Consider the following 18,726-nt stretch of genomic DNA (forward strand, 5'->3'; position numbering starts at 1 on the left):
GATTGATTTCAATGAGCAGTGATCTCATCAAGCATGTGAGCGACGCCACTTTCGAAAGCGACGTGTTGAAAACCGACGGCCCCGTGCTGGTCGATTACTGGGCCGAGTGGTGTGGTCCCTGCAAAATGATCGCCCCGATTCTGGACGACTTGTCAGCCGACTACAAAGGCAAGCTGCAAATCGCCAAGCTGAACGTGGACGAAAACACCGACACACCCGCCAAATACGGCATTCGTGGTATTCCAACCCTGATGTTGTTTAAAAACGGCGCTGTGGTGGCCACCAAGGTGGGCGCGCTGTCCAAATCGCAACTGGCTGCTTTCATTGACAGCCATCTGTAATACAATGCAAAAAAAGCCCGGTGAAATGCCGGGCTGCTGATCTGCAGTAAATTCACCCAACACCCTTTCTCCCTCGTTTGTCACCCCTGGCGTTCGCCACCCTTCTTCCCGCACAGCTATGTATCTTTCTGAATTAAAAACCCAACACGTGTCTCAACTGCTGGAAATGGCTGCAGGGCTGGACATTGAGAACGCCAACCGGTTGCGCAAACAGGAACTGATGTTTGCAATCCTGAAGAAGCGGGCCAAAAACGGCGAGCAAATTTTTGGAGATGGTGTGCTGGAAGTGCTGCCCGATGGTTTTGGCTTCCTGCGTTCGCCAGAAACATCCTACCTGGCCAGCCCAGACGACATTTACATTTCCCCCAGCCAGATTCGCCGCTTTAACCTGCACACGGGTGACAGCATCGAAGGCGAAGTGCGCACGCCCAAAGATGGCGAGCGTTACTTTGCGCTGGTGAAAGTGGACAAGGTCAATGGCGAAGCACCCGAGGCCAGCAAACACAAAATCCTGTTCGAAAACCTGACGCCCCTGCACCCCAACCAGCCCTTGAAGCTGGAACGCGAGATGCGGGGCGAAGAAAACAACACTGGTCGCATCATCGACATGATTGCACCCATCGGTAAAGGCCAGCGTGGCTTGCTGGTGGCGCCGCCCAAGTCCGGTAAAACCGTGATGCTGCAACACGTGGCCCACGCCATCACCGACAACCACCCAGACATCACCCTGATTGTGCTGCTGATCGACGAGCGCCCGGAAGAAGTGACGGAAATGATGCGCTCGGTGCGCGGTGAAGTGATTGCTTCCACCTTTGACGAACCGGCAACACGCCACGTGCAAGTGGCCGAAATGGTGATTGAAAAAGCCAAGCGCCTGGTTGAACACAAGCGTGACGTGGTCATTCTGCTCGACTCCATTACCCGCTTGGCCCGCGCTTACAACACGGTGGTGCCCTCCTCTGGCAAAGTGCTGACCGGTGGTGTGGATGCCAACGCATTGCACCGCCCCAAGCGTTTTTTCGGTGCTGCGCGAAACATTGAAGAAGGTGGTTCGCTCACCATCATTGCCACGGCACTGGTGGACACCGGCAGCCGAATGGACGAGGTGATTTACGAAGAATTCAAGGGCACGGGCAACATGGAAATCCACCTCGAGCGCCGCATGGCCGAGAAGCGGGTTTACCCAGCCATCAACATCAACCGCTCGTCCACACGCCGGGAAGAACTGCTCATCAAACCCGACCTCCTGCAGAAGATTTGGGTACTGCGCCGCCTGCTGCACGACATGGACGAAATCGCGGCGATGGAATTCCTCATGGACAAGATTCGCCAAACCAAGAACAACAACGAATTTTTCGAGATGATGAAGCGGGGCAATTAAGTCCGCAGCCTGATTCGAGTTCACAAAAAACCCGGCCTTGCTGCCGGTTTTTTTCTTATTTCGACGAACCCCACACCTCAACCAAACGGTCATCCCGACCGCAGCGGCTGCGGTAATAGTTGTAGCGAATCGGGTTTTTCTTGTAGTAGTCCTGATGGTATTCCTCAGCAGGATAAAAACCGATCACTGGCGCAACCTCGGTGTATACCACCGGAAATCGTTTGCTGTTCACCAAGCGAGCCAAGCTGTCCTGAGCAATCTTTTTTTGCTCATCATTTGCATAAAAAATTGCGGTGCGGTACTGGCGGCCCACATCGCAAAACTGGCGGTCTTTCACAGTCGGGTCAATGGTTTTCCAGTAATGCTCCACCAATTGTGCATAGCTCACTTTCGCCGGGTCAAACTCCACCAGCACCGCTTCAGCATGCCCTGTTTTCCCGCCGCCCACCTGCTCATAGGTGGGGTTCTTCTCGGCTCCACCCGCGTAGCCCGAGGTGGTTTTGATCACACCGGGAACCTTGTCAAAGTCGGACTCGGTGCACCAAAAACACCCGCCAGCAAATACGGCTGTTTGTGTGGCGGCTGCCCAGGCGGTCGAACCGATCGATGCACCCAGCGACAGCACCAAGCCAGCCAACATGATTTGAATGCGCCTCATGATTTCAACACCTCAGGCAAGGCCTCTCCATCGGCCACAAATTTCAAGGCCAAACCATTGTTGCAATACCGCTTGCCGGTGGGGGGCGGACCATCGTCAAACACATGCCCTTGGTGTCCACCGCAGTTGCTGCAGTGGTATTCGGTGCGGGGCAATATCAGTTTGAAATCCCGTTTGGTGCCCAAAGCACCTGCAATCGACTGGAAAAAGCTGGGCCAGCCGGTGCCACTGTTGAATTTGGAATCCGACTTGAACAGGGGCTGACTACACGCAGCACACACAAAGGTTCCCTTGCGCTTTTCGTCATTGAGAGGGCTGCTCCAAGGGCGCTCCGTGTCCTCTTGAAAAAGCACGCCATATTGTTCTTTGCTGATGATTTTCAACCAGTCTTCTTTGCGCTTGTTCACTTTGAACTCTCCTGCCAGGGCAACCTGCTGAACCAGGCTTGTTGCAAACCAACCAGTGCCCAGGGTACCCAGCGTACTCAATAAAAAATGTCGTCGTTTCATTCAAATTATCCTATTCATTCAACTGTTTGGGCATTGGGACAACGCCTTCGGCGCATTCAAGGCCTGCAATACCTCTCCAGTGCCGCGGGCTTCAACAAAGGCGCCGACACCCAATTGGCTGGATTTCCATGCGCTGGGCAGCAGGGCTTGAATGGGTATGCCCGCTTTGACCTTGGACACCGGGTACGGACCAAATACGCGCCGAACCACACCGTCATGGGTCAACACCTCACCCCGGTTTTCACCGGAATTCACAGCCGATGTTAATCCATCTTCATACAGCACCACAGTCACTGTGGCCTCTCCGTCCACAGCACCCTCTGTGTCTTGAATACGCACCGTCGCATTCAATTTTCCGGAATCCGCGGGGATGGTCTCCAGCTGCAAGGCCCACGGCACCGGTATTTTCTGGGCAGTGGCCAATTGGCGGCTCAATGTCGAACGCAGGTTCCAGTCGCGGGATTCCGCACTGTTCATCACCACCTGCGGCGTGTAAATGCCACGGGTGTGACCAATGTTTCGGTGCCCGTATTGGCGCGCGGTGTATTGCGGGCTGCCGTAGGGATCTTTCCAGCCAATGTAATCCCAATAGTCCACATGAAAAGCCAATGGCAACACCTGGGTGGCCAATTCGGGTGTTTTCAAGCGGGAACTCAACCAGCGATCGGCGGGTGGACAACTGCTGCAACCCTCGGAGGTGAACAACTCCACCAGCACCACCTTGTGGGCAGGACTTGCCCAGGTACAACGCTGCTCGGCCGCCATGGCAGGCAATGCAGCGGTCAGCGTGGCTGACAGGATTGCCGTATTCATCCACATCTTTTGAACGGTCTTCATACGACAACCCTCCTCGCCCTTATTTCTTCATCATGTCGTCTTTTTTCATGTCATCTTTTTTCATCATGTCGTCTTTCTTCATGCCGTCTTTGTTGGACATGGTGTCTTTCTTCATGTGGTCTTTTTTCATGTGATCCTTCGACATGGACTCCTTCTTCATCATGTCGTCTTTTTTCATCATGTCGTCTTTCTTCATCTCGTCGGCGTAGGCGCCTGAGAACAAGAATGCGGAGGCAGACACCAGGGCGAACAGTACTTTCTTCATTGCAATCTTCCTTCTGAAAAGGCGCGGGATGCGCATGCCGGGAACGATTCCCGAAGAGGAGTTCGGTGGCTTGTGCCGGGTGGTTACAAGGCGGAGAGAAATATTTTGGGTGGCCCAAGCAATGCCGGGTGCCCGTGCCTTTTTAGCCCCCCCCAGCAAAGCCGGTAGCCCGGTCCGAACGCCCCCCGAATGTAAAGGTTGCCCCGCGCATTCTGAACCGGACCGATAACTCGCCACTGCGTGGCTCAAACATCTCGGTCCGTGTGTTCGAATGCTGTGCGGGTCAAACCAATCGGGTGGCTGAATGTTCGGAGCCGGGCACACCGGTGTTGCTGGGGCGGCCTGCGCGGTTCACCTCGCCTGCAGCGACAGTCAGGACAATCTGCAAAACCGTGACAAGCAGGCGTGGTGACCGAGCGGTGACACAATTCAGATTCGCGATCAATGGTCTGCTGCTACCCGGCTAAACGGCCCTTTCGCCAACCAAATGGGAAAGATCAAGGCCACCATCATCATGCCGCAAATGCACAGCACCGCATTGGTGGACAGCAAGTACGCCTGTTGATTGATCAATCGGTCGGTGGTGGCCAGGGCGCTGTCCATGTTCATGCCCAAGCCCTGCAGCGTACCCACATAGCCCATGGCATTGTCGGAAGCTGTGTTCACATTCTCGACCAACCTGGCGTGGTGCATGGTCGCTTTGTGCTCCCACAGGGAGGTGATGGTCGCCGTGCCCACACTGGAACCCATGTTGCGGATGAAACTGTTCAAACCCGAGGCCCCAGCCATGCGGTCTGGTGAAATACCGGACAAACTGATGGTAATCAACGGCAGGAAGAAGCAGGACACACCAATGCCCATGATCAAGCGGGTGCCCGCCAAGGTTCCGTAGGTCACATCGGGTGTAAACCGGGCGCACACAAACGCGTACACCGCAAACATGAAAAAGCCGAAACTGGCCACTGCCCGGGCATCCACCTTGGCAATGTTGGCCCCCACGATCGGGCCTAAAAACACGGCCAACACGCCGCCCAGGGCCATGGTTCGGCCAGCCCAGGTGGGCGTGTAGCCCATTTGTGTTTGCAGCCACAGGGGCAGCACCACTGTAGAGCCAAAAAAGGCAATGGTGCCAATAAACAGACACACCATACCCACTGCAAAATTGCGCTGGGTAAACAGCTTCAAATCCACCAGGGGGTGCTCGTCATACCACTCGTAGATGATGAACACACCCAAGCCCACAAAGGCGACCACGCCCAAGGCAATCACCGTGGGGCTTTCAAACCAATCCAGCTCGTTGCCTTTGTCGAGCATGATCTGCAACGCACCCACCCCAATCATGAGCAACACCAAACCGACCAGATCAATCGGCAGCTGGCGCTTGGGCGTCTCGCGCTTTCTAAAAATGGGATACACCAGAAACAGGCACAGCATGCCCACGGGCAAGTTGATGAGGAACACCCAGTGCCAACTCAGGTTGTCGGTTAGCCACCCCCCACTCAATGGACCGATGATGGGCGCAGCCACCGTGGTCATGGCCCAGATGCCGGTGGCCAAACCAGCCTTTTCCGGAGGGTAGGCAGACAACATCAAGGTTTGCGACATGGGAATCATGGCGGCACCAAAAATGCCTTGCAGCACCCGGGCGGCAAGCAACACTTCAAACGAGGGCGCCATGCCGCACAACAACGACGCCATGGTAAACATGAAGGTGCTGATACAAAACAGCTTCACCTGCCCCAAGCGGCCTGCCAGCCACCCGGTGAGTGGCAACATAATGGCCTCGGCCACCGCATACGAGGTGATGGCCCAGGTGCCTTGGGATGGAGCAACCCCCAAGTCACCCGAGATGTTGGGAATGGACACGTTGACGATGGTCAGGTCCAGCACATTCATGAACGACGCCATGCCCAAGGCCAGTGTGGCCCACAGGCGCTGGCCTGCAGGCAAGGGTTGGGGGTTCATGATCCTTTCAACTCCCGGTTCAGGTGGGCTTGAACATACGCGTCGGCTTTCTTGCCGAGTTCATCAAACACGGTGGTTTGACGTGCAGCAGTTTGCTCACCCGCCACCAGCGCACCGTCCTGCGAATGGGTGTCCACTTCAGCACGCATCGACAAACCGACACGCAAGGGGGCTTTTTTCAGTTCCTCCGCATCCAGCGCAATGCGCACCGGCACCCGTTGCACAATCTTGATCCAGTTGCCGGTTGCATTCTGGGCAGGCAGCAAAGAAAACGCACTGCCGGTACCCGCGGACAATCCTGCCACCTTGCCGTGGTAGGTCACTGCGCTGCCGTACACATCCGCTTCCAATGTGACTGGTTGGCCCACGCGAATGCGACGCAACTGGCTTTCCTTGAAATTGGCGTCCACCCACACAGCATCCAAGGGGATCACGGTGAGCAATGGCGTGCCAGGCGCAACCCGTGCACCCGGCTGCACACTGCGTTTGGCCACCTGGCCTGACACGGGTGCTTCAATGCGGGTGCGCTGGTCGTTCACAAAGGCGGCGCGTAATTGCGCAGCCGCTTGCAGCACGCGGGGGTGACTGGACACCTTCACATCGCGGGTTTGGTTCAGTGAGGCATCCAGCGTCGCTTGGGCCTGCGTCAAACCCGCCTGGGCCTGCAGCAATGCAGCCTTTGCAGCCGACAATTGCGCAGCCATTTGCGTGGCGGTGCTGCGGGCATGCTCCAGTTCTTCCGCGGACACCGCACCCAGCTTGAATGCCGCTTCACGCCGGTTAAGGTCCGATTGTGCACGGGTGTTTTCAGCGGTCAACCGGTTCACGTCTTCTGTGGCTTTTGCGATATCCGCCTGACGGCTTTGTGCTCCGGCTTTGTTGATATTGACCTGGTCATACAGCGACTTCACGGCACGCACGGTATCGGCCAGTTGAGCTTCGGCCTGCGCCAGGGCCACTTGGGTATCGGTATTGTCCAATTCAATCAGTGCCTGGCCGGCAGTGACCACCTGATTGTCATCGGCCAACACGCGTTTCACGTTGCCAGTCACTTGGGAAGAAACCACCACCAAGTCACCCGCAACGTAGGCGTTGTCAGTCTCTTCGCTGAAACGACCAAATGCATATTCGTAAGCTGCAAAGCCGAGTCCACCGAGCACCACCGCACTCAGGAAGATGGCGATGACTTTTTTTCGTTTGCCGGCATTGATTGGTGTTTGTGTTGTGCTCATGATGCGTCACCTTGAATGTTGTTCATTTGGAAACCGCCACCCAGGGCGTTCACCAAGTCAATCTGATTGCCCAATGATTTCAATTGGAGCTCGAGGCCGCGCAGGGTCTGCGCCCGATAAGCCAACTCGCTTTGAATGGCGGGCATGGCGGAGTCCAGTCCGAGCGTGCGACGTTGCTGCGCCCGGTCCATGATGCGTTTCAGGCTGTTGCTGCGGTCATCCAGCTTGGTTGCCTCCGCTTTGTATTGCTCCAGCATCAACACCTCGGTGATCACCTCCTGGGCTGCGTTGGTAATCGACGACTCGTAATGCGCCTTCATGGCTTCAAACTGCGCCCGTTTGGCCTCGGTGGCGAAGCGGATTTTTCCGGCATCAAAAATAGGAAACTGAACAACCCCACCCAGCAAAGCCACCTTGCTGTCGGCCTGCGTCAACTTGTTAAAGCCGATGGCCTGAGTTCCCAGGTAAGCCTGCAGGTTGATGTTGGGCAACAAGGCCAAACGTTGTGCGTCCACCTCGGCTGCAGCCGCCTCAACGCGGAAGCGCTCACCGACCAGGTCGGGTCGGCGGGTCAACAGGCTCAGGGCAATGGGTTGTTGGCTGCTGTAGTTCAACAAAGGGGCTGGCAAGCCAGGCTGCAGTTCCTTCAAAGCGGCTTGGGTAATGGCAGGGTCACCCACCAGGCTGTCCAGCGCTGCCAGCAAACGCGCTTGCAAACCTTCGGCCTGCGCCAGCTGCTGCTGGGTTTGGGCCTGTCCATCACGTGCTTGATCAAGGCCATTGCCGTTGTCCAAGCCCAAGTCCAGTCGGGTTTGTTGCAGGCTCACCAGTTGAGCCTGAAGATCGACCATGCGCTGTAACTCGGCAATTTCCGTTTTGGCATAACGCAATTGCACATAGGCCCGCGCGATTTGTGTGGACAGTTGCAGCGATACCAAGGCCTGTTCGGCTTGGGTTGCTTTTAGCTCTCCCAGCGCGGCTTCAATCGCTTTGCGTTGCTGGCCCCACAAATCCAGGTTCCAACTTGCGTTGAAGGTGGTTTGTCCGATGTCCAGCGGCCTGCCGCCAAATTGGGGCGGCACGTAATAGTTTTTGCTCAGTTCCTGGCGATTGAACTCCCCCCGGAAACCCAGCGAGGGCAGTTCATCCGCCTTTTGTATACCCAGCTGTGCTGCAGCAGCGGCCGTGCGGGCGGCAGCGGCACGCGCACCTGCGCTGTCTTTCAGGGCAGCTTCAATCAGTGCCGACAAGGCTGGGTCATTGACTTGCGTCCACCAACGGTCGGAATGAAACTCAATGGCTGGTGCTTTGGGGTCAGCCTGTGCATTGCGCGCGTTCACCCAATTGGGCAAGGCATCGCCTGGCACGGGTCCAGCAGCCGGGGGCAGCGCGCAAGCCGCCAGGCTAAGGCTCAACATGGCCTGGACTACTTGGTGGATGGGGCGGGTTCGCATGGTGTTGCAGGTCCTGCATCAAAAAGTTTCATCAAAAGCGCTGTCATTTGCGCTTTCTCAGCATTGTTTAAAGTTGAAAGGCTTTGCTCATAGCGCGCCCAGATTTTGGGCATCAGAATTTCGACCTGCTTTCGCCCGGTCGTTGACAACACCATCCAGCAACTGCGTTTGTTGTTGGGATCGGGAGTGCGCGTCACCCACCCCTTGTCCATCAGGAAGGTGGTGGTTTTGGTGGTGTTGGGTCCAGACTGGCCAATCGCATTGGACAGCTCCTGCGGACGTCGGCGAAAGTCTTCGCTGCCGTAGAGCATGGCCAGCACCATCCAATGAGAAATCAGCAGGCCTTCAACCGCCAACACGGTGGCCAGTTCGGATTCCAGCTGGCGCTGGGCGAAGTGCAGCAAGCGGTTCAACAACACCGTTTCAAATGGAAACGCGGGCTGCTGCGCTTTAACCCGGTGCAGGCTGGCAATCAGTGGGGCCAGCCGTGGCGGGAATTCCAGGGTGTTGGGGATGGCATCCTCAGTCATATTCATTCACTGGTGCATTGTTTACCAGTAAACTATATTCTCGAAAAGCTTCCAGAATCAAGTAGTAAATGAACAAACAGTCATTTATTTACACTAGGGATTACCCGCAAATCGGCCGGATCGAACGGGCATTGACTTAATAGGTAACGACTTTGTCGCTGTCCAGAATCAACTGAAGCAGATCTTGCGGAAACACAAACCGGGCTGGCGTGTCTGCCAAGTCTGCATCGGTAACGCCCCGCGCGCGGGACGACAAGGTGGACAGGCAGATGTTGCCTCCGCCAGCCACAAACCCGGCGTAGTGATCACCCACAGGCCCGGTGCCCACGCCCACCACGCTGTCACGGCAGGCCTTGCGAATAAGTTGAACGCCCTCGCCCACCAAAAACAGGGTGACATCGTGCCCGGCCTCAACCGCTATTTTGCCCAACAAAAAGGCCAGGGCTGCTTTGGTGGGCTCCTCAGGGCCGCAAGTGAGTTGAATCAACAATCTGCTCATCATCGGGTCTCCAAATCAAGGTGAGGGTTAGGTTGTTGCAGCCAACCGGTTTAAGAGGTGGCCCAGGTGTGCTTCAAACAGTTGGGCCGGGTTTTGACCAAACAGGCGAATGCGCCCGGTGTGCTGCAACATGAGCAGACCCACACTGTGGGCAAACAGGGCTGTGGTCTCAGCGATGGCCTTGTCCTCGCTTAACCCCTGGGATTGCAAGGCTGACTGAATGGGCTGGAGGCAGGCCAGCAGCCCAGCATTCAACGCCGCATTCAGGTTCTTGTTCAAGCCCTGCGGCTTTAAGCCATTGAACAGGTAAAAGCCCAGCTCAAGGTCTTGTGGATGGTCAGCGTAGAACTGATAGAAGGCCAACGCAGCCGCCTGCAGTTTGCGCAAAGGCAACCGTGGTCTGACTGCCGCCGCCTCAACAACGCTTTGTAAACGCTGCAGTGACTCGGCCAGCAAAGCACCGTACATGTCTTCTTTGCCGGGGAAGTAACTGTAGATGGCCCCTGGGGTGTAGCCCGCCCGCTTGGCGATTTCACGCAACGAAGCCGCCTCCAGGCCCTGTTCCCGGAACACAGCGCGCGCTGCATCCAGAATCAGGCTGCGCCGGTGGTCAATGGCAGCCTGTTTTCGCTGCGACGAAGGATGGGGGTTGATGGTCATGACTGATTCTCAATTTTCTTGACAACAGTTTGACATTGAATTGAACAGTGTTCAATAATTGAACACTGTTTAATTTTTAGAACACCAACGCAATCATGATGATGGATGCCCAGCAATACCGCGAGTCTTTGCGCACCTATTCCCCCACCGTGTACCTGGACGGCCGTCGCGTGGACTCAGTGGCTGACGAGGCCGCGTTTATACCAGGCATTAACGCAGTTGGGCTGACTTACGATTATGGCCTGAAGACCGAGTGCGCCCCCATCATGACTGCCACGCAACACACCAGCGGCAAGGTGGTCAACCGCTTGCTGCACATCAACACCAGCGCAGGCGACTTGCTGAACAAACTGGAGGCCGTGCGCCTGGTGTGCCAGGAAACCGGCTGCGCACAGCGCTACCTCACCCACGATGCATTGAACGCCATTTACCAAGTGGCTGCCCGCATGGACCACGCTGCGGGCAGCACCGAGCACATGGCACGCTTTCTGAACTACTTGCACACCGTGCAGGACCGGGACCTGACCCTGGGTGTGGCCATGACAGATGCCAAGGGGGACCGAAGCCGCAAACCCCACCAGCAAGCCAACCCGGACACCTATGTGCATGTGGTGGAACGCAATGCTCAGGGCATTGTCATTTCAGGGACCAAAGCCATCGTGACCGGGGCCCCTTACATGCATGAACTGTTGGTCATGCCCTGCCGCAACATGGGCGAGGCCGATGCTGACTTTGCTGTGTGCTGTGCGGTGCCGATTGATGCACCGGGCATGACCATCATTGCCCGCCCGGCCGGTCGTCCCGGTGAAAAGGCTGCGCTGTTTTCCAACCGGTATGGCCAATCCACCGGTGTGGTGGTGTTTGACCGTGTGCAAGTGCCTTGGGACCGGGTGTTTTATGAAGGCGCCTGGGAACATTCTGGCCATTTGACTTATCACTACGCCACCCACCACCGCCACAGTTGTATTGGTGCACGGGCCGGGTTTGGCGACCTGTTGATTGGTGCCGGCGCGCTGATGTGCGAGGCCAATGGGTTTGACCCGGGCAAAGAAACCCACCTGCGGGAACAGATGGTGGAACTGATCAAAATCACCGAGGGCTTTTATGCCTGCGGTGTGGCGGCATCGGTGTACGGCAAGGCCGATGAATTCTCGGGCAGCTTCATGCCCGACGCGGTGTATTCCAACATCGGCAAACTGCTGCTGGCCACACAGATTTACGACATGCACCGCATTGCACACACAGTATCGGGCGGTCTCATTGTGGCCTTGCCCGGCCCCGATGAAGACCACAACCCGGCCACAGCCGCCACGCTGGCTGACATGCTGCAGGCCAACCCTGATATTCCGTATGACAAACGCATCCAGACTGCGCGGTTTATTGAAGACTTGACCGCCTCGTACCAAGGCGGCTGGTATTCGGTCATCAGCTTGCATGGAGGCGGCTCACCGGCAGCCATGAAGCAGGAAATTTACAGGAATTACCCCATCGGCAACAAAGTGGACCTGGTGGAACGATTGCTGAACCGTGGCCTTGCCGCTGAGCCTGGAACAGGTTCGGACAGGGCCATTACCCAAAACCGGCAACCCGGCAAATGCTGTGCGCAAGGCTGCACAGTGCCGGGCCAACCAGTGATGGTGGACTTACCGAACAGCCGGGCGTAAAGTGAGGGTTCAGGCTTAAGACCTGAGCCCAGTCCGACTCCCATTGGCTGGCCATAAAACCCGATGAACGCCCCAATGAGACCACATCCATGACAGCACACCCGGCAGCCGACCTGACGGTGTATTTCGACTTTTCCAGCCCCTATTCCTACCTGAGCGTGATGCGCTTGCCCGACTTGGTGCGGGAACGCGCATTGACGGTGCGCTACGCGCCGATCGTCTTGGGCGCCATTTTCAATAAACTGGGTTGGGAGTCGAGCCCGTTCAAGTCACAGCCCCTGAAGATGAATTACATGTGGCGTGACATGGAACGGCAAAGCCGGCAATTGGGCTTGCGGTACCGAAAACCGTCGGAGTTTCCAGTGAGCAGTATCAATGCAGCCCGTGTGGTGAGTTCAGCCCCTGATGCCGACTGGATTCCCGAGTTTTGTCAAACGGTGTTTCAGGCCTATTTCGAATGCGACCGAGACATCAACTCGCCCGACAGCCTCATTCAGATTCTGGATGGTCTAGGCCTGGATGGCGAAACCCAGCTTCAGGCCGCCATGACGGAGGACAATAAACTGCGCTTGCGTCACCTCACCGACCAGGCGCTGATGTGCGGGGTGTTTGGTGCACCCAGCGTCGTGGTGGGTCATGAACTCTTTTGGGGCAATGACCGCTTGGATGAGGCGCTGGACTATGCGCAAGCCTTCAAAGCCAGCCACCCCCGAAACACGGTGATCGCAGCCTAGCGGCTACGGTTCAATGACCACGGGTTGACGGGTTTTCAGCCAGGCCTCCACTTTGGGTAAATAATGCGCCTCAATGATATTGCGGCGTATTTTCATGGTGGGCGTGAGAAAACCGTTCTCCATGGTCCACAGGTCTTTCACGACAATCAGGCAGTCCAACTGCTCATGGGCCTCCAGCTTTGCATTCACCGCATTCAACAGCTCGGTCATTTGACTGAGCACATGCGCGCGTTCTTCGGGGTTGTGTTCAACCGCCTGGTGCTCTTCCAGCGGCAACATCACCAATGCAATGGGTTGCGGCAATGACGGGCCGGTCACGCACACCGCTTCAATCAAGGCATGCCCCATCAGCCGGTTTTCAATGGGCACAGGGGCCACGTACTTGCCCTTGCTGGTCTTGAACAGTTCTTTCACACGGCCGGTAATCTTCAGACGCCCCAACTCGTCCACCTCACCCATGTCGCCGGTTTTCAGATAGCCGTCTTCGGTAAAAGCCTCTTCGGTTAATTCCGGCAACTTGTAGTAACCCATCATCAACGTGGGCCCCTTGACCTGAATTTCGCCTTGCTCGGAAATGCGGCAGTCCACGCCCGGGAACGGTAAACCCACATAACCGGGGCGTGCAGAGTCCAGCCGGTTGCCATGCGAATACGCAAAGTTTTCAGTCATGGCATAACCTTCCAACAGCTCAAGACCCAAGCCGCGATACCACTCAATCAGTTTGGCCGACAACGGGGCAGAACCGCTCAAGGCCATGCGAACCTCGGACAAGCCCAACTGTTGGAGGATTTTGCGTTTGAACAGGCCGGACAACACCGGAATACGGAACAACACGGACTGCACACGGGGCGAAATTTTGGCGCAAATACCATTGTAAAACTTGGCCCACAACCGGGGCACTGAGAAAAACAGCGTGGGCCGTGCGCGACGCAAGTCCTCAATGAACGTAGACAAACCCAAGGAAAAATAAACCCGGAACCCAAAGACCATGGAACCGGTTTCCACCACAGCCCGCTCGGCCGCATGGGCCAGCGGCAAGTACGACAGCATGCGATCGCCACGATGGATGCCATAGAGTTGAGCCGTCCCCAGCAAGGCACGGGTCATGGCCCCAAAACGCACCATCACGCCCTTGGGGTTGCCCGTGCTGCCCGAGGTGTACATCAGAGTGGCCAATTCATCCGCGGTGCGCTGGGCGGGCTGCTGGGTGGGAGCAAACTCGCTCAGCAATTGGTTCCAACCCTGGCTGCCGGATTTGCTTGGCCCCAGCGGCAACACCACCGTGGGTAGCCCTTCGGGAATGCCCTCTTTCACCACGGGCCACAACTCTTCCATTTTGCCCAGAAACAGCAGTTTGGCCTCGCTGTGCGCCAGCACGTAAGCGGCAGTTTCAGCATTGACTGTGGGGTAAATGGGCACAGAAATGTGGCCAGCCATCCAAATGGCCAAGTCGGCCATAATCCAGTGCGCCGAGTTTTTACCCAGAATGGCAATGTTGCTTCGCGGTGGCAAGTTCAGCGATTGTAAATACGCAGCCATGCGCTGCACCTGGTCATTCACCTGCGCCCAGGTGTACTCCACCACTTCACCAGGCCCCATGGGCTGCACAAAGTGCACCTCGTCGGCACAGGTGGTTGACCAATGCTGGAGGCAATCCAGCAGGGTCTCAAATTGAGGTAAATCGGCATTGCTGTACTGCGGTGCGGCTGGGCTCATGGTCGGCGTCTCCCGTTGTTGTTGCTGTTGTGCCCTGATTGAATGGTTCAATGGGTTTCTGTGAACCCTGCTGATGCTGCGTGGGTTGGTAGGCCCTCGCGAATTCGAGTTGAAAAATTGTCGGTTGGGCTCACCGTTTGAGCCCGCTCAGTGATGCGCCCCAGGCGGTGCAGTGTTTCAAAATCATAGCCAGCCACCAAACCGCCTTGGTCAAAGGCATACTCCGCGAAGTGGCCCGAGGCCAGCAGACGGTAGTCCATCGGCAAGCCAGGCGCAATGTGCCGTGCAATGTCCACCACGATGGTGGTGCAGTTGCTGGTCAAGGTGTTGTAAAACTGGGGGTGCTGCTCAATGTCCCGGGCTTTTTCAAGATAAGCCATGAACAGGGTTCGAAGCTGTTCCGGTGGTATGGCCAGGCGATACAGATAGACATCCTCACCCCGCGCATTGGTGCGGGTTTTGATGATGTCGTCTTCCTCAGAAGCAATCAACACACTTTCGTATTGCCTGAAAAAACCAGCCACGGCCGAGAAGGCTTCCCCGCGCTCCTTGCGAATTTCAAGCGAGAACACCAGGTGCCGGCCGTCTTTGAAACCGAACGACACCAAGGTGTGGGCAATGTGAGGGCCCATCCAGTAAGACAGCACGAGGTCGGCTGACTCCAGGGTATCCAGATCGTATTGGCGGGTTTCCCAGCGCGGCGTGAAATCGGTTTCACTGCGCCAGTCAAAATGCCGCACTTGGTGAAGCGTGACAATGCTGCCCCGCTGCTCCCAACGCAGCAATTGGCTCACGTCCTCGGCCCAGTCGCGTTGGTGTGATGGTTTTTGACTAACCCACCACAAGGCAAAGGCCAGCAGCGGCAGAAGCAGTAAAACCATGACCACGCGCGTCATCACGCGGCGTCAACAGACAGCAATCGACCCAACTGGCCATACAGGCCCTGCTCGGGGGTCAACGTGCTGCGCAGCCGCTCCGACTCTTCCAAAATTCGCGTCCAACGCCGATTGACTGCTTGGTAATGGGCATCGGTCTGCTTGTCCTCATAAGCATAGGCAAACGCTTCCAGCCCCAATTTCAAATCCGAGTGTTTGTAAAAACAGGTCTGAATGCCTTCCACGGTGTCGCGGTCCAACACTTGCGCGCAATGCGTGTCAATGGCACCGCCAAACACCTCATCCAGCCAGTCGATTTGCGGGTCGAAGAACAGGTTGATCTGGCTACCCGTGTTCACGGAATGGGCGTGTCCAGCCGGGACAAACACTGCTTTGCTTTGGAAGATCTTGCCATCGCAATGGCAATTCAGCAGGGTGTTGTCCATGGAAATGGCGATTTGATGACACCAGTGTGCATGCTCGTCCACATTGCCCCGCACGTCGACAAACACGGCCAGCCCCAGAGTGCAGGCAAACTCGTGACCAATGATGACGCAGGGCAATTGAGATGACATGGTCATGCTCCTTCGGACGGCATGTCTTGATTTAACCAGAAAGCGCCGATGATTGTTTTAACGTCGCTCACTTCACCGTTGCGAATTTGGGCCATTAATTCGTCTGGATGAACCAACACCACGTCGAGAAACTCGTTGTCGTCCAACTGCTGTTGTGCTGCAGTCAACCCGCGCGCCACATACAACACGATGCGCTCGGTGGAATAGGAAATCACCGGGTGAATGGTGGTCAGGTACTGAAGCGATGTTGCGCTGTAACCGGTTTCTTCACGCAATTCACGGTGCGCAGTGGCCAGGGGCTCCTCACCGGGGTCAATTTTCCCAGCGGGAAATTCCAGAAACACGCGGCTTAGCGGGTACCGAAACTGCCGCTCCATCACGTAGCGGCCATCGGCCAGTACCGGAATCACCATGACAGCACCTGGGTGTTCGGTGTATTCGCGCACCGACTCAGCCCCATTGGGCAAGCGCACAGTATCACGGTTGATTTTCAGCAAGGCGCCATCGTACACGCGCTCGCTGGTCAGGCAGGTTTCCTGAAGGTGGGAATCGATGGGGTCCATGAATGGCAAAAGAGGCTCCAGTGAGCCTCTTTATTAACACAGATCTGCCAGTTTTCTGAAATGCTCAAGGTCGAACCGGGCAGTTGGCCGCCACCTTGTACTCTTCCGGCAAGCCACACTCCGCCGCAGCACCATCAACTGCACAGCGCACTTTCTTCATCAGGCGCAACGCGCAGCCGTCGTAGACACCCTCTTTGCTCAGCGCAATCCGCGACTCGCGCATCATCCGACTGTAGTCCGCTTTGTCGGCATCTGACAAGTCCATGTAGTACTTTTCGGGAATCAGCTTGTCGACTTTTTTCACAGCCTCCAGTGCCTTGGGCATTTCCTGCGCCACGAATTTGCGCAACTTCAGGCCCGAGCCTGGCTGGAATTTCGTTTTTCGAAGAATGATTTGATAAGTCACCATGGCCACAGGGAATCGCACCACGGCACCTCGCTTGCGGATGCCCTTGTAAAGCTCCAGGGGCTGGTAGGCAATTGATGGCGCCACAATAATGTCCACTGCACCGTTGTTGAACAGCGACCCATAGTTGGACACATCGGCGGCCACTGGCTGGGCCCCCACCTGCTCAATCAGTTTGATTTGCGATTCATCATGGGCCAGCGCGGCAATTTTTTTGCCAGCGGCCTTGGCCAGGGTGTTGATGTCTTTGTCGTTGACAAAGATGTAGGCGGCACCAAAAGGCAATACACCACCCACCTCGTAGTCACCCTGCTCCATCACCGATTGCAATTGCCCACTGCCCATGCTTTTGAGAGCCAGCAATACAGCCTCGTAGTTGGGCAATGCACCAATTGCATCCAGGCTGCCCGTAAAACTGTTGAAACGGCGGGTGCGAATGCCAGTGGCCACCAACCCATCACATTTGCCGATTTCAAAGTCTTTGGTGGCCACCGCTTCATTGGTGTACACCACTGGCTTGAAGCCATAGCCATTCTTTCGACCTTCCAGTGCATATTCAGTGGCCAGGTTGGCGATCGGGCCTTTGGCGCCCAGGTAATCGAACACACAAATGGCAGGTTCGGACTTGTCTTTGGCTTGGGCCTGTGCAAGGTCTGCATGGCACAGCATGGCGAACGCTGCGGTGGCCCCCAACAGGGATTTGAAGACTGTGTTCATTCGGTTCTCCCGGGCTGCAGGGCCCGCAAGGTGATGATCTGCGTCAGATTGGACAAGGTTTTGGTCATCATCCGGTTCCAGATGACGTTGACGATGAGGGCATTGAACACACCGCGTTTCACGGCGGCCCCAAGCCCACCCCGCAAATAGAAGTTATACCGCCAGGTGATGTCAGTACCATCGCCGTTTTTTTCAAATTCAAATGAGCCCTTGGCATGGTCCAACCAGGTCAACAGGGGCTGTGTGAACCCGGTGCCCTTGTACACAAATTGCCGGTTGGGCACAAAGGCCAGCAATTCCTCGCGAATGGTGTAGCCGCCTTTGAATGTGATGTGCTGCACATCGCCAATCTCGGTGAACGTTTGCCCCGGCGCGCGGTCTACTTGCACAATGGGCGCAATCACTGCATCGTGGTGGATGTATTCCTGTGCACCCAGTCGCGTGAACAAGGCAAAACAGTCTGCCACAGGCACGGGCACATGGCAGGTACGTTGAATGGTCAATGGTGCTTGTGTCACGGTTGTCCCTGTTTGTATTTTGATCTTGGGGTGCTGCGTATGTTCTCTCGCTGGTTTCCGTTGTGGTCCAAGCTAAAAGCCCTGAAAACCCATGGCCGATTGATGTGGCATGCTTTTCGTCACCATGACACCCCGCTGTGGATCAAGGTCTTCATGGTGGCCGTGGTGGTTTACCTGCTCAGCCCCATCGACCTGGTACCGGACTTCCTGTTGTGGTTTGGCTTCACCGACGACCTGATTGTGGTGACGCTGGCCATGTGGCTGCTGGGCAAATGCATACCGGACGCAGTCAAATTGTCTGCCCCGGGTCAATCGGTGTGAACATTGAACCATGATTGTCTGTTCGGTGCGCAGGCCCACGCCCGGGAAATGTCCAAGAGCCGACAGTTAAAATGAAAAAACCCCAGTGAAATCAATCCACTGGGGTTCTTTGAGCATTTGCTCGATTTTTGTCGTCTTGTTGTAATTACAGCAGACGGGCATCGGGTCACATCCCTCCACGCCTAGCTAACCGCTATTAAACCGATCATCCCTTACAACAGCCTGACCCCCCTATTGGGGCCAATTCTGTGGAATGAGCCAGACTTTCTACCCCTATTCGGGGTTTTCCCCGGTTGCGAAACCCTC

The 18,726-nt window shown here is 56.2% G+C and carries 21 protein-coding genes; 5 read left to right on the plus strand and 16 right to left on the minus strand.

Features of this window, described 5'->3' with window-relative positions; genetic code table 11:
- Positions 1 to 11 precede the first annotated feature (11 nt).
- Positions 12 to 341, plus strand: a complete 330-nt coding sequence (trxA, locus tag NQT62_RS00655; protein ID WP_256762596.1) for a thioredoxin TrxA — start codon at positions 12 to 14, stop codon at positions 339 to 341.
- A 118-nt stretch (positions 342 to 459) separates the two neighbouring features.
- Positions 460 to 1,722 carry a transcription termination factor Rho gene (gene rho, locus NQT62_RS00660; protein WP_256762597.1) on the plus strand — a complete coding sequence of 421 codons (1,263 nt, stop codon included), beginning with the start codon at positions 460 to 462 and terminating at the stop codon, positions 1,720 to 1,722.
- 55 nt (positions 1,723 to 1,777) lie between these two features.
- Here the strand turns inward: rho and msrA are convergent, their stop codons facing one another.
- The 10 genes from msrA to NQT62_RS00710 all read right to left on the minus strand — a co-directional run bounded on the left by msrA (position 1,778) and on the right by NQT62_RS00710 (position 10,331).
- Complete coding sequence (msrA, locus tag NQT62_RS00665) at positions 1,778 to 2,380, minus strand: peptide-methionine (S)-S-oxide reductase MsrA (RefSeq protein ID WP_256762598.1); 603 nt, start codon at positions 2,378 to 2,380, stop codon at positions 1,778 to 1,780.
- On the minus strand, positions 2,377 to 2,889 hold the full coding sequence (gene msrB, locus NQT62_RS00670) for a peptide-methionine (R)-S-oxide reductase MsrB (RefSeq protein ID WP_256762599.1): 513 nt from the start codon (positions 2,887 to 2,889) through the stop codon (positions 2,377 to 2,379). The genes msrA and msrB overlap by 4 nt, the downstream gene beginning before the upstream one ends.
- An 18-nt stretch (positions 2,890 to 2,907) precedes the next feature.
- Positions 2,908 to 3,726: a DUF1223 domain-containing protein gene (locus NQT62_RS00675; RefSeq protein WP_256762601.1), complete on the minus strand. Its 819-nt coding sequence runs from the start codon at positions 3,724 to 3,726 to the stop codon at positions 2,908 to 2,910.
- Between the two features lie 19 nt (positions 3,727 to 3,745).
- The gene (locus NQT62_RS00680; RefSeq protein WP_256762602.1) at positions 3,746 to 3,991 is read right to left on the minus strand and encodes a pentapeptide MXKDX repeat protein; all 246 of its coding nucleotides are present in this window, start codon (positions 3,989 to 3,991) and stop codon (positions 3,746 to 3,748) included.
- Positions 3,992 to 4,432: 441 nt separating this feature from the next.
- On the minus strand, positions 4,433 to 5,956 hold the full coding sequence (locus NQT62_RS00685) for a DHA2 family efflux MFS transporter permease subunit (protein WP_256762603.1): 1,524 nt from the start codon (positions 5,954 to 5,956) through the stop codon (positions 4,433 to 4,435).
- Entirely contained in the window at positions 5,953 to 7,188 is a 1,236-nt protein-coding gene (locus NQT62_RS00690; RefSeq protein ID WP_256762604.1) for an HlyD family secretion protein, read from the minus strand. The genes NQT62_RS00685 and NQT62_RS00690 overlap by 4 nt, the downstream gene beginning before the upstream one ends.
- Positions 7,185 to 8,642: an efflux transporter outer membrane subunit gene (locus NQT62_RS00695; RefSeq protein ID WP_256762605.1), complete on the minus strand. Its 1,458-nt coding sequence runs from the start codon at positions 8,640 to 8,642 to the stop codon at positions 7,185 to 7,187. Before NQT62_RS00695 ends, NQT62_RS00690 begins: the two co-directional genes overlap by 4 nt.
- Positions 8,615 to 9,178 (minus strand): MarR family winged helix-turn-helix transcriptional regulator, encoded by a 564-nt coding sequence (locus NQT62_RS00700; protein WP_256762607.1) that lies wholly within the window; start codon positions 9,176 to 9,178, stop codon positions 8,615 to 8,617. The genes NQT62_RS00695 and NQT62_RS00700 overlap by 28 nt, the downstream gene beginning before the upstream one ends.
- Positions 9,179 to 9,308: 130 nt before the next feature.
- Positions 9,309 to 9,674, minus strand: a complete 366-nt coding sequence (locus NQT62_RS00705; RefSeq protein ID WP_256762608.1) for a DsrE family protein — start codon at positions 9,672 to 9,674, stop codon at positions 9,309 to 9,311.
- A 24-nt stretch (positions 9,675 to 9,698) separates the two neighbouring features.
- The gene (locus NQT62_RS00710) at positions 9,699 to 10,331 is read right to left on the minus strand and encodes a TetR/AcrR family transcriptional regulator (RefSeq protein ID WP_256762609.1); all 633 of its coding nucleotides are present in this window, start codon (positions 10,329 to 10,331) and stop codon (positions 9,699 to 9,701) included.
- 95 nt (positions 10,332 to 10,426) lie between these two features.
- Between NQT62_RS00710 and NQT62_RS00715 the strand changes: the two genes are divergently transcribed.
- Positions 10,427 to 11,995 (plus strand): 4-hydroxyphenylacetate 3-hydroxylase family protein, encoded by a 1,569-nt coding sequence (locus tag NQT62_RS00715; protein WP_256762610.1) that lies wholly within the window; start codon positions 10,427 to 10,429, stop codon positions 11,993 to 11,995.
- Positions 11,996 to 12,084: 89 nt separating this feature from the next.
- Positions 12,085 to 12,729: a 2-hydroxychromene-2-carboxylate isomerase gene (locus tag NQT62_RS00720; RefSeq protein WP_256762611.1), complete on the plus strand. Its 645-nt coding sequence runs from the start codon at positions 12,085 to 12,087 to the stop codon at positions 12,727 to 12,729.
- 3 nt (positions 12,730 to 12,732) lie between these two features.
- On the opposite strand, the gene NQT62_RS00725 is transcribed toward NQT62_RS00720, so the two are convergent.
- From NQT62_RS00725 to NQT62_RS00750, 6 genes are all read right to left on the minus strand, one after another.
- Positions 12,733 to 14,445, minus strand: a complete 1,713-nt coding sequence (locus tag NQT62_RS00725; RefSeq protein ID WP_256762612.1) for an AMP-binding protein — start codon at positions 14,443 to 14,445, stop codon at positions 12,733 to 12,735.
- 47 nt (positions 14,446 to 14,492) lie between these two features.
- A complete protein-coding gene (locus NQT62_RS00730; protein WP_256762613.1) occupies positions 14,493 to 15,326 on the minus strand; it encodes an Lnb N-terminal periplasmic domain-containing protein in 834 nt (277 codons plus the stop codon).
- Between the two features lie 14 nt (positions 15,327 to 15,340).
- Entirely contained in the window at positions 15,341 to 15,895 is a 555-nt protein-coding gene (locus NQT62_RS00735) for a hypothetical protein (protein WP_256762614.1), read from the minus strand.
- A gap of 2 nt (positions 15,896 to 15,897) precedes the next feature.
- On the minus strand, positions 15,898 to 16,458 hold the full coding sequence (locus tag NQT62_RS00740; RefSeq protein WP_256762615.1) for an NUDIX domain-containing protein: 561 nt from the start codon (positions 16,456 to 16,458) through the stop codon (positions 15,898 to 15,900).
- A 64-nt stretch (positions 16,459 to 16,522) separates the two neighbouring features.
- Positions 16,523 to 17,581 (minus strand): putative solute-binding protein, encoded by a 1,059-nt coding sequence (locus tag NQT62_RS00745; RefSeq protein WP_256762616.1) that lies wholly within the window; start codon positions 17,579 to 17,581, stop codon positions 16,523 to 16,525.
- Positions 17,578 to 18,099, minus strand: coding sequence for an SRPBCC family protein (locus tag NQT62_RS00750; protein WP_256762618.1), 522 nt, complete (start codon positions 18,097 to 18,099; stop codon positions 17,578 to 17,580). Before NQT62_RS00750 ends, NQT62_RS00745 begins: the two co-directional genes overlap by 4 nt.
- Positions 18,100 to 18,138: 39 nt before the next feature.
- On the opposite strand from NQT62_RS00750, the gene NQT62_RS00755 reads away from it, so the two are divergent.
- Positions 18,139 to 18,420 carry a YkvA family protein gene (locus NQT62_RS00755; protein WP_256762620.1) on the plus strand — a complete coding sequence of 94 codons (282 nt, stop codon included), beginning with the start codon at positions 18,139 to 18,141 and terminating at the stop codon, positions 18,418 to 18,420.
- Positions 18,421 to 18,726 lie beyond the last annotated feature (306 nt).

This window comes from Limnobacter humi, from assembly GCF_024518835.1.
GTDB lineage: Bacteria > Pseudomonadota > Gammaproteobacteria > Burkholderiales > Burkholderiaceae_B > Limnobacter > Limnobacter humi.